This window comes from Bdellovibrio sp. 22V (assembly GCF_030169785.1).
Taxonomy (GTDB): domain Bacteria; phylum Bdellovibrionota; class Bdellovibrionia; order Bdellovibrionales; family Bdellovibrionaceae; genus Bdellovibrio.
On record NZ_CP125854.1, the window covers coordinates 1475960 to 1487007 of the forward strand.

Annotated in this window: 11 protein-coding genes; 5 read left to right on the plus strand and 6 right to left on the minus strand. The window is 47.3% G+C overall.

Translation table 11 applies throughout. The features are described 5' to 3' along the window. The 6 genes from QJS83_RS07165 to QJS83_RS07190 form a co-directional block, all read right to left on the minus strand. Window positions 1–162, minus strand: coding sequence for a cbb3-type cytochrome oxidase subunit 3 (locus QJS83_RS07165; RefSeq protein ID WP_284608486.1), 162 nt, complete (start codon window positions 160–162; stop codon window positions 1–3). Then, a complete protein-coding gene (gene ccoN, locus QJS83_RS07170; RefSeq protein WP_284608487.1) occupies window positions 159–2282 on the minus strand; it encodes a cytochrome-c oxidase, cbb3-type subunit I in 2124 nt (707 codons plus the stop codon). Before ccoN ends, QJS83_RS07165 begins: the two co-directional genes overlap by 4 nt. Continuing rightward, the gene (gene ccoS, locus QJS83_RS07175) at window positions 2279–2434 is read right to left on the minus strand and encodes a cbb3-type cytochrome oxidase assembly protein CcoS (protein ID WP_284608488.1); all 156 of its coding nucleotides are present in this window, start codon (window positions 2432–2434) and stop codon (window positions 2279–2281) included. The genes ccoN and ccoS overlap by 4 nt, the downstream gene beginning before the upstream one ends. Beyond that, on the minus strand, window positions 2431–4695 hold the full coding sequence (locus tag QJS83_RS07180; RefSeq protein ID WP_284608489.1) for a heavy metal translocating P-type ATPase: 2265 nt from the start codon (window positions 4693–4695) through the stop codon (window positions 2431–2433). The genes ccoS and QJS83_RS07180 overlap by 4 nt, the downstream gene beginning before the upstream one ends. A 158-nt stretch (window positions 4696–4853) precedes the next feature. Next, on the minus strand, window positions 4854–5495 hold the full coding sequence (locus QJS83_RS07185) for a Crp/Fnr family transcriptional regulator (protein ID WP_284608490.1): 642 nt from the start codon (window positions 5493–5495) through the stop codon (window positions 4854–4856). Window positions 5496–5594: 99 nt separating this feature from the next. Continuing rightward, window positions 5595–6578: a hypothetical protein gene (locus QJS83_RS07190; RefSeq protein ID WP_284608491.1), complete on the minus strand. Its 984-nt coding sequence runs from the start codon at window positions 6576–6578 to the stop codon at window positions 5595–5597. Window positions 6579–6695: 117 nt separating this feature from the next. Between QJS83_RS07190 and QJS83_RS07195 the strand changes: the two genes are divergently transcribed. Genes QJS83_RS07195 through QJS83_RS07215 form a run of 5 tightly spaced genes read left to right on the plus strand, consistent with a single transcriptional unit; the run spans window position 6696 to window position 10869 of the window. Further along, a complete protein-coding gene (locus tag QJS83_RS07195; protein WP_284608492.1) occupies window positions 6696–7538 on the plus strand; it encodes an HNH endonuclease family protein in 843 nt (280 codons plus the stop codon). A 9-nt stretch (window positions 7539–7547) separates the two neighbouring features. Beyond that, complete coding sequence (locus tag QJS83_RS07200; RefSeq protein WP_284608493.1) at window positions 7548–8498, plus strand: ADP-ribosylglycohydrolase family protein; 951 nt, start codon at window positions 7548–7550, stop codon at window positions 8496–8498. Window positions 8499–8539: 41 nt separating this feature from the next. After that, window positions 8540–9271: a hypothetical protein gene (locus QJS83_RS07205; RefSeq protein ID WP_284608494.1), complete on the plus strand. Its 732-nt coding sequence runs from the start codon at window positions 8540–8542 to the stop codon at window positions 9269–9271. Beyond that, entirely contained in the window at window positions 9268–9561 is a 294-nt protein-coding gene (locus QJS83_RS07210) for a hypothetical protein (protein ID WP_284608495.1), read from the plus strand. The genes QJS83_RS07205 and QJS83_RS07210 overlap by 4 nt, the downstream gene beginning before the upstream one ends. A gap of 18 nt (window positions 9562–9579) precedes the next feature. Further along, the gene (locus QJS83_RS07215) at window positions 9580–10869 is read left to right on the plus strand and encodes a putative Na+/H+ antiporter (protein WP_284608496.1); all 1290 of its coding nucleotides are present in this window, start codon (window positions 9580–9582) and stop codon (window positions 10867–10869) included. Window positions 10870–11048 lie beyond the last annotated feature (179 nt).

Here is an 11048-nt window from a genome sequence, read left to right on the forward strand (position 1 = left end):
TTACTCTCCCTTTAGTGGAATCTGCTCAAGATGTTGATAAAGTTCTTTACTGTGCTTTCGGTAAACCCAAATCAAAACGCCGACGAAAAACACGAAGAAAATCAGAAGTCCCAGCGCGGTAAGATGAGTGTCGGTAAAGTAGCGGAGTCCTTCTTGTTTCATTGCGCTTTTCCTTTCTGTCCTAATGACTGGAGATAAGCGATCAGAGCGACAATTTCTTTTTTCGCGAGACCTTTCGGAGCGCCATTGGACTCCAGGTCGGCGGCGATTTCTAGCGCTTGTTTCTGCGCGTGGATGTCGGCGTTAGCGACCACGTCTTCCGCATAAGGAACACCCAATTGCGACATCACGGAAAGTTTTTTGCGCAGAACCAGGAAGTCTGTGTTTTTTTCCGCAAGCCAAGGGTAGTTGGGCATAATACTTTTCGGAGTTACGGCGCGAGGATCCATCATATGGCTATAATGCCAAAGATGCGGATACTTTTTCCCAAGGCGTGACAAGTCCGGTCCCGTACGTTTCGAGCCCCATTGGAAGGGACGGTCGTACATGGACTCTTCTACCGTTGAAGCTTTTCCGTAACGCAGAACTTCGGAAGCGATAGGGCGAATCTGTTGCGAATGACAAACGTAACAGCCTTCTTTGATATAGATATCACGACCGGCGAGCTCCAGCGGAGTATATGGATCCACGATATTGTTAGGATTCACGTACTTGTGCAAAGAAAGCGTCGGATAAATTTCAATCACGGATCCGACAGCAATCGCCAAGAAAGCGAGGATCGAGAAAACCAAGCCCATGCCTTCAAGTTTGCGATGAGTTTCTTTCGTTTTTTCGTCGAAGCCGGTTCTTTCAACCAAAACAGCTTCCTCGGGGGCATTCTTCGGAGCTAGCTGAATTGTTTTAAAGATGTTGTAGGCCATCAGGAAAAAGCCCACGATAAAAAGAAATCCTCCCAAGGCACGAACCCAGTAAAGCGGAACGATACGCACGACTGTTTCGATAAAGTCAGGATAGACAAGATTTCCTTCCGCATCGACAGCTCTCCACATAAGGCCTTGAGTAATACCCGCAACCACCAGGGAGATGTAATAAAGAGTCACCCCTGTCAGGCCGATCCAAAAATGGTTCTCAAGAAGTTTATTCGAGTAGAGTTTCGTTTTCCAAAGACGCGGCACCAGGAAGTAGATCATTCCGAAAGAAAGAAATCCGTTCCAACCTAAAGCGCCGGAGTGAACGTGACCTACGATCCAGTCCGTATAGTGTCCCAATGCAGAAATGGATTTGATCGAAAGCAGAGGGCCTTCAAAAGTCGACATTCCATAGAAAGTCAAAGCGGCAACAAAGAATTTAATAAGCGGCTCTGTGCGCAGAAGATGCCATGAACCTTTGAGTGTCAAAAGACCGTTAATCATACCACCCCAAGAAGGTGCCCAAAGCATGATCGAGAAAATCATTCCCAACGTCTGCGCCCATTCAGGCAGAGACGTATAAAGCAAGTGATGCGGGCCGGCCCAGATGTAAATGAAAACAAGCGCCCAAAAGTGAATAATGGAAAGTCTGTACGAATAAATCGGGCGGTTGGCCGCCTTAGGGACGTAATAGTACATGAGTCCCAAAAACGGAGTCGTCAAGAAAAACGCCACCGCATTATGCCCATACCACCATTGCACCAAAGCGTCCTGAATTCCCGCATAGACCGGATAAGAGTGAAGAAATGTCACGGGCACTTCGATGGAGTTTACGATATGCAAAACCGCAACTGTAATAATCGTCGCGATATAGAACCAGATTGCCACATACATATGTTTTTCGCGGCGCTGGCGCAAAGTCATAAAGAAGTTGATCGCGAAAATCACCCAGACAAGAGTGATGGCGATATCAATGGGCCATTCAAGTTCTGCGTACTCTTTTGACTGCGAATAACCCAAAGGCAGAGTGATTGCCGCCGCAAGAATGATGAGCTGCCAACCCCAGAAGTGCATTCTTGAAAGCAGATCCGAGAACATGCGAGTTTTAAGAAGTCTTTGCGTTGAGTGATAAATCCCCGCAAAGATCGCATTCCCGGCAAAAGCAAAAATCGCTGCATTCGTATGCAAAGGACGAAGGCGGCCGAATGTGATCCACTCTAAGTTGGCATTCAACGGCCAATACGCCAATTGCAAAGCGGCGAGCAAGCCAAACAGAAAGGCCGCACCCGCCCAAATAAGTGTGGCAAGCACAAACTTTTTAACGATGTCATCGTCATAAAATATTTTTTCAAATTGAGATCCCGCTGTGTTCACAAGAGTTTCCTTTCGCTATCTTTTTCTAAAATTCGGTGTGCAGGGGTTTCAAGGTCATCAAATTGCCCCTTGGACGTCGCCCATAAAAAGGCGCTCACAAAACCCACTCCAAGAAGAATTGCCATGGGAATCATTAAGACAAGAATGTTCATCGAAACCCCCACAGCGATGACAAAATGATGGCGATAGAGCTGAGAGGCATTAAAATCGCCGCCATCATCGGATTGATAAAGCCAGCCAAAGCGAGCACGCCGCCGACACTGTTATAAACTAAAGACAAAGCAAGATTGCGATACAGAACGTGGCGAGTTCTTTCCGCCAATGAAAGCAAATCGCGCAGTGGTGAAAGGCCTCCGCGGGTGAAGTAAATATCCGCGCTTTGCAGGCTGAGGTCGACGCTGCCTTTCACGGCGATTCCCACATCAGCCGCCTGCAATGACAAAGAATCGTTCGCGCCGTCACCGATCATGCAAGTGTCAGAATACTGTTTAAGAAGGGCCCGCTTGTCTTCAGGGAATAACTCGCCGTAAGAGTTTTCTTTAGCGATGTCACAGCTTGCCGCCATTCGTGCAACGCGGGATTTTTTATCGCCAGACAGGAGAAAACACTGCAGACCCCGCGCTTGCAGGCTTTGCACAACGGTCTTGGAATCAGAACGAAGACGGTCCGTGAAATAAAGCCGGCACACGCTTTCAGAATCACGGATAAGTTCGATGCCGTTTTCACTTTCGTGAAGGCTTTCGGAAAGGGTGCGCACCTCGTACACGTGACCATTGATTCTGCCTCGGACGCCGCGCCCTAAAGTTTCTTCGTGCTCTTCGACTTTAAAGTCCGGCGACGTTAAGTTCCACGCTTTGCGAAGGGCGAAAGCGACAGGGTGGTAAGACAAAGTTTCTAAACTTAAGATGATTCTTTTTGTTTCCTCGGAAAGAACCGCCGGTTCCGTATAGGAAAGGTCTAAAGCCCCCTCTGTCAAAGTTCCGGTTTTGTCGAAGAAAACATTTTTAATTTTTAGAATGCGCTCGAGGCTGCCGGCGTCTTTTAAAAGAATTCCCTTTTTTTGCGCCTTCTTTAAAGCCATCCCAAAAGTTAGAGGAGAGCCGAACGCCAAAGCACACGGGCACGCCAGAACAATCAGGGCTAGTGCCCTGTTAAAGGCTTCGTTGAAATCGACGTTCATGTAAATCAGAAAGAAAATCAGCGCGACGGAAAAAACTGTAAAAATAAGCTTTTGTGCAAGACGATCGGTCAACGCGACAAAGTCATTCTTTTTAAGCGCATTTTCATCGAGATCTTTCAATAACAAACCGAGGCGGCTGAAAGTAAACGGTTTTTGCACACGCAATTCGACTTCCTGATCTAAAAGTTTGGTGCCTGCAAAAAGAGTCATGCCTTTGGAAAAGGTTTTTGGCAGCGATTCGCCGCTGAATAAAGACATGTCAATCAAAGCCGAAGACGAAAGAAGCTCTCCGTCCACGGGTAAAGTTTGACTGCGGCGAACGAGTAAAGTTTGACCCGCCTCGATTTTGGACCACGGAAGCACTTTTTTGCGACCTTCAATCGAAACGGTATACTCTTCCGACTTAAAGAAAGATTTGATCGCTGAAGGTGACAGATAGTTTTGTTGAACTCGTTTTAAAAGATAACGGGCTGAGAGGATTAAGAATAAGAAGCTCGCAGTGCTATCGTAATAAATTGCGCCATCGCCGCGAATCAGATTGTAAGTCGAAAGCACAAAACCGGAAAGCATCGCCACGGCAATCGGTAAGTCGACGTTAATGACTTTATACTTAAGAGAATTTAGTGCGCCTCTGTAAAAGGGGATCGCACTATAAAATAAAATAGGCAAAAACAGAATGAAGCTGATCCAGTTAAATAGGACGGCACTAAGACCCGTAAGTCCTGCATAAACAGGCACCACGAAAAGCATGATGTTGCCCGCACAAAAACCTGCAACAGCGATGCGTTTTAAGAACTCGCGGTTTTCATTTTTATAGCGGTCACTGAAATGATCTTGTGGGGACAGCAAAGTCGGCTGGTAACCCAGCTCGCGAATACTGAAAGCCACTTGCGCCAAAGAGGCCCCCTCGCGAAGTTTCACCGCCGCTGTGGATTGGGCGTAGTTTACGCGAGCAGTAAGAACGTCTTCGCAAAATTGCGGAAGCTTTTCCAAGAGGTGCACGCAGGAAGAGCAATGCATGCCTTCGGCGTAAAAAAGAAAATCGAAATCTTTTTTCTCGTGACGATAGGGTGCTTGAAATTCCGCAGTGTCTAAGTGAGAGAAAGGGTTGTCATCCGTTTTTGCGAAAGCGTGGACATGCGAATCCAGCAATTCACAAGCGCGACAACAGTAAGCTTGCTCGCCGCTTGTGATCGTTCCGCAGTACTGACAGCTCATGGAGCTTGCTTGCATAGACTCTCCCTTTCGGGATTACTATGCGGTCATTCGTGGTTCGAACAATATGATGGCGGTCATACAACCCCGGCTTATGAGGCCCATTTATATAAATTAAGCCGGGGAGGTGGAGTGGATGCGCGCAACAAATTGTTGCGAGAAAATTCAATAGTGGACTATCTCAAATCGGCGCGTTCGCGAAGTTTCTCTTTGGAAAGAATGCGAATGGACCGGCCATCTGTCTGGTCGATCAAGCCGTCTTTTTCAAATTGCGCCAAAGTGCGGATCACGGTCTCTGGCGTTGTTCCTGCCCATTGGGCGATTTCACGGCGAGTCCAGTTCTCGTGCGAGAAGTGATCTTGAAGAAACAAAAGAGCTTCGGCAATTCTTTCGGAAGCGCCTTTATCCATTTGTCCCATCCACTTTTCTTCGGCTAAGCGAAGATCTTTGGAGATATGCGAAAGCAATCGCATCGCTAAATCAGGATGGGTTTTAAAAAGCGCCATAATTTCAGTTTTAGGAATAAAACAAAGTTCGCAGTCTTCGACGGCAACGGCGGAGGCATGATAGGGTTCCATCGCAAAAAGCGAGCGATAGCCTAAAGCGCCTCCCGGTCCGACCAAACGAAGCGTGTGCGCAGCTCCCGTGCTTGAAGTGACTTCCAATTTTACAAGTCCCGATTGAATGGTGAAAATTCCGAGAGGGTCATTTCCTGAATAGAAAATTATTTGGCCCGCTTTAAAGCGGCAGGTCACTTTGGCTTTTTCAACAACGGAAAGAACGTCGGGAGAAGCACAAATCAGACTATCAAAACGCATTCCGCAGGTTTGACAGGAGTTTCCGGGTAGAGGGTCGCACTTTTTGTTTGTCATCGAGAGCTATCTTAACAAAAAAACGTTGTTTCGTCATAAAAGAGTTTAGGAAAGAGCCAGGTGCAACAATTCGCTGTCTTCGCGACCTTGGTAGCGGGACGTATTGAGACGGTAAGCCACTAAAAGTGCCTCTGGAGGCAGTTTCCACGGTTCCAGGACTTTTGCGAAAAGGCCCAGAAATTCCTGTTCACTATCATAGGAAAGGGCGCTGGCCATGCCCAGACCTTCCCGGCGTTTGTAAAATCCCAGAAGAATGGCTTTCAATGTTTTGAGTAGATGCAGGGGCACTGAGTTCATGTCGGACATGAGATAATCAAACTCGCCGGAAAAAGACGGATCTTGTGCCAGCATTTTTTGGATTTCCGCCATCTCTAAGACTTGGGCGATTTTCTGACTGAAGCGAATCTGGGCGCGAGCTTTTTCAGGCTCCGCAAAAAAGTGATCGGCATGAATAAGATCATGCACAATAAATCCCAAAACATCGCGGCCCGCTTCGACAAGATTTTCCATTTGCTCTTTTGCAAGCAACATACTGAGGCAGCGCTCGCCCTGTGTCTGCATTCTGAGAACGTCTGCCGGTGTCGGTACGTACGTGAGCAGGCGCAAAGGATACCGTCCTGAATTCCACGCCGTCAGAGACTTTGCGACGGAAAGGGGAATAGAGCGCCAACTCATGCTGCAAAAGTGTTCCACGAATGGCTTTTCCGAATCCAAGCGAGACAGAGACTTTGCCATTCGTAAATTGTCAGGAAGCCGCTCCCGCAAAACTTGCAAAACATCTTTGGCAGAAATGTTTTTGCCGGCGGTCACAGTGTCGAGAGTTTCATTATGAGGTCCGCCTAAAAAATCCTGAGGGCGGCGCAGGAAGCTGAAGACAAGGATATAGATAGTTGCGATTTCGACGTCAGAAATTTCTTTTTTACGCCATAGATTCACAAACTCTGTCAGGCATTCAAAAGCCAGTGAACTTTGGTTTTTTAGAAATGAATCGTCAAGCAGACGATGTCGAAAGCGGCCAGCACGTAACATAATCTTTGTTTTATGAAATTTATTAACCAAAGTCTAACAAATAACTCGTTGCCATCAGCAGCAAGGCCGAATCTAATTGAAGAGGACAACAACTCTCTAAACGGATTTGGAGAATTCATGAAGAACGCACTTCTTGTGATACTGTTGCTGGCAGCTTCGTCTTTCAACGCTTCTGCGATGGAGACCAAAGGCAATCCTCGCTTTGACGAATTTTATACCGTCAAAGAAAAATCCGTCTCTTTCAGCGATCATGTGTCCTTAAATCCTCTCGATACCGCGCAAAAATGGTGGAGTGAAAGCGATGAATTTGCTGAGCTTCGCGCGACGGTTTTTAATCTTTTAGATTTCGAGCATCACGCAGAAAAATACGGTGACGTGAATGAACCCTACAATCGCCAAAAACATTTTGGTGGTTGGATTAATGATCGCCGCGACGACACCTGCTTAAATACGCGCGGTAAAGTTCTTGTGCGCGATTCCAGTGTCGACGTGACGATGAATACCAACGGCTGTTCGGTGCGTGCGGGACGTTGGGACGATCCTTATAGCGGTCGCGAGTACACGCAGGCCGCGGATATTCAAATTGACCACTATGTGGCTTTGAAAAATGCCTATATCAGCGGAGCTTACAAGTGGGATCGCGCGAAGCGCTGTCTTTATGCGAACTACTTGGGAAATAATTTTCATCTTCTTGCGGTTTACGGGAAAGAAAACAACTCGAAGAGTGATAAAACGCCGGAAGGCTGGATGCCAAGCAACAAAAGTTATCACTGCCAGTACTTGGCGCAATGGCTGAAAGTAAAAATGATTTGGTCTTTGGGGCTTACGCCGCCGGAAAAAGACGCCGTGGTCGAATTGGTTCAGCAAAATCACTGTGACCTTTCACAAATGAAGTACTCCGCGCAAGAATTGGACGAGCAAAGACGTTTTATTGCTGACAACAAAGACCTCTGCCAGTAATCCAGAGGAATGATCTTCGCACACGATAAAGTTTTAGGAATGTTGTTGGGGCTGCATGCCGGGGACTCTCTCGGGGCTCCATGGGAGTTTCTTCCTCCTTCGCCGGTTTGGAATAAACACACGGAAATTGTCGGCGGCGGAAAATTCAAATGGAAGGTCGGGGAAGCGACGGATGACACGGATCTTATGCTGTGTGTTTTGCGCGCAATTGAAAATCCGCACCTTCTTTCTTTCGACGTACTCAAAAAAGAAATGCTGAAATGGTACGACAGTCATCCTCCTGACATCGGCACCACCACGATTCGAGGTTTGCGCAATCTGAAGGCGGGCTTGCCGCTAAAAAGCTGCGGTTATGTCGATAATAAGTTTCAGGGCAACGGGTCGATTATGCGGGTTGCTCCATTGAGCCTTCTTGCTGAAGATGCCAATGGCACTTACCAAGGCTCGCAGATTTTAACTTTAGATGAAGTGATCGAAACGCAAACGAAGATGACTCATGGTCATTCTTTGTGTGTGGAAAGCGATCGTGTTTTTATCGCGGCCTTGCGCGCAGCTCTTCGCGGTGGCACGAAGTCGGGCATTTATCATGCCGCCATCAAAGAAGCGGGCCGCGTGTCTGAGACGATTTTAAAACGCTTGCAGCAAGTTATTACCTTGCCTTGGGAGCAACTGCCAACCTCGGGTTTTTGCGTCGATACTTTGTGCGCGGGAATGTGGGCGCTTTTACGGCATGATAATTTTGAAAGCGCGCTGGTGGCGGTCGTGAATAGGGGCGATGATTCGGACTCGTGTGGCGCTGTGGCTGGGGCTCTTTGTGGCGCCTACTATGGTCTCTCCGCGATCCCGCAGCGTTGGCTGAAGGTGCTCGAGTTTCATGATGAGATTGTTGAAATATTAAGGAATAAAAATCTTTTAGATGACAGTCTGGATGATCTCAATCCCGCTGGGACAGAGGTCTAGAAGAAGTAAACTAATTCGCTTGTGCCTCCGATAAGAGGAACATGAGAATTCTTATTTATCTTTCAATCTTTATGATCAGCCAGTTCTCATACGGACAGCAGAAGTGCGGTTCGTCCGAGAGCTCTTTAAAAAACATCGAAAAACTTTGCGGTGAATTGAATAAGAAAAATGAATCGCATTGCCAAAGCAACGTCAAAGCGCAGAAGCAAAATCTTCCGGCGGTTTCATACGGTTTGCTGGGGGCTTCAGGTAAAATGAAGTCGTTGTTCCAGCAGCTGGAATCTTTGCAAAAAGATTTTTTGGCGGATTCTTCCGGTTGTCCTGGCGGCTGTTCTAAGGTGTCAGCGCCTGTCGTGGAGATTCAAACGAAGCCTACAGGAACCATTCCGGATCCGCAGTGTCCTGCGGCTTATTCAGAAATGAAACTCAGCGGGGCGGAGCTGGCCAAGTTCGCCGTCTTGCAAGCAGGACCGACGTTCAAGAAAAGTTTTCGCTTGAATGGCGATGCGAAAGAGTGTCAAGAGCAAGCCACGAAATTTGCGCAAGAGACTTTGATGGGCGACAACGATCTGGGAGAATTCCTTGAAGAAAAAAAATGTCAAAGCCCGTGTTCTTATTCGTCAGTGATTCGTCTTAAAACAAAGACCGACGTGAAATCAGGTTGTGGCGTGGAGCTTGAGCTGGCCGTGCTTTGCGGGCCTCCGAAGAAAGAGCGCGAATGGGTGACTCACGCGTCTTTGACGAAAACTTTCCGTTGCGAGGTGGCGAAATGATCAAAACATTTTTGCTGATAACTCTTTTCAGTCTTCCGACTCTGGCTGACACTTGCTTGGACTCAGATAAGGGCCTGCTGCCAGAGCAAGCCGGCAAGGTTGTCTATTCTCTTGGTGGAGAAAACTGCTTGGGAGAAGCGTGTTACTCGCAAATGGTGAAAGAATTTGATCGCTGTTTGGATTCACAGCGCGTGTTGGAATTTGCCTGTGAAAACGGCACGGTGCTTGAGAAAGAAATCACTTGCTCAGGGGAGCAAACATGTCGCAAAGGAACTTGCGTCAAAAAATAAACCGTTTAGTATGTTGTTATGACATACACAACGATAGAGCTTCTCGGCACGATTTTCTTTGGTCTCGCAGTCATGCATACATTCATGGTGGGGCGTATTCTTCAATGGTCCCATCATTTTCCTAAAGATTCATTGTGGAGCAATATTCTTCATCTTCTTGGAGAGATTGAAGCGGTCTTTGCCATTTGGGCTTCCATATTCATGGTGGTCTTTATCGCTTTGAACGGTTGGACGGCCGCCATTCAATATCAAACTTCTTTGAACTTTGTAGAGCCGTTCTTTATTTTTGCCATCATGGTGGTATGTTCCACTCGGCCCATTCTGGCAGCCGCTCGTCAAGGAATCATGACGGTGAGCACGGGTTTGCAAAAAGTTTTTAGAACTCCGCCGGTTTTAACGGATCTTTTTGTTGTTTTGATTATTGGCCCCTTGAGTGGAAGTTTCATCACGGAACCGGCGGCTATGACGGTGACGGCTTTCATGCTGAACTCGATGCTACATAAAGAAACGAGCAAATTAATCTATGCATTGATTGCGGTGTTGTTTGTGAATGTTTCTATTGGAGGAGCCCTTACGCCTTTCGCCGCTCCGCCAATTCTAATGGTCGCCAGCAAATGGAATTGGGATTTTACTTTTATCATAACGAACTTTGGCTGGAAGAGCGCCCTGGCCGTGTTTGTGAATACATCCTTGCTGCTTGCGATTTTCCGTCGCGAATTAAAAGAAAGCTGCATTACTTTGAAGGATGTTGAAAAACGTCTGGCTGGCGGCCAAGCGCAAATTCCTGTCGGTGTCACAGTGGTGCACTTGCTTTTCCTTGCGGGCATCGTGGTGACGGGACACTACCAAAATGCCTTTCTTGGAATTTTCTTGCTCTTTTTGGGCGTGGCTTCCGTGACGCAAAGATATCAGGATTCATTGCGCTTGAAAGAAAGTCTTTTGGTTTCCATGTTTCTTGGCGGGATCATTCAGTTTGGTGCGTTTCAAAAATGGTGGCTGGCGCCTCTCTTGGCGGGTATGAGTGATCTTCTCTTGTTTAAAGGAGCCGTGGGTTTAACTGCGATTACTGATAACGCCGCGCTGACTTATCTAGGTTCCCAAGTCGAAAGCCTGTCAGACTCGAGCAAATACGCTCTGGTGGCGGGAGCAATTGCCGGTGGCGGTTTGACGATCATCGCCAATGCGCCCAATGCAGCAGGTTATTCGATTCTGAGTCATAAATTCTCCGGAGGAATTAAGCCCTTGAATCTATTGATTGCTGCTCTGGTACCGACGGCGGTCGCAATTTTCTTCTTGTGGGTGTTCTAAGGTCTCTTGAAAAGGTACGGCCTTACTTTTGGTTGCGCAGGCGCACAACCAAAAGTAAGGCCGTACCTAATAAATTATGGACAAGCCCCCTTTTTTTCAGTTACGCTTTATCTATCTCACGGGGAGAGGAGGACATCATGATGAAATTTTCTTTTGTATCAATGATGGATCTTCTTCTT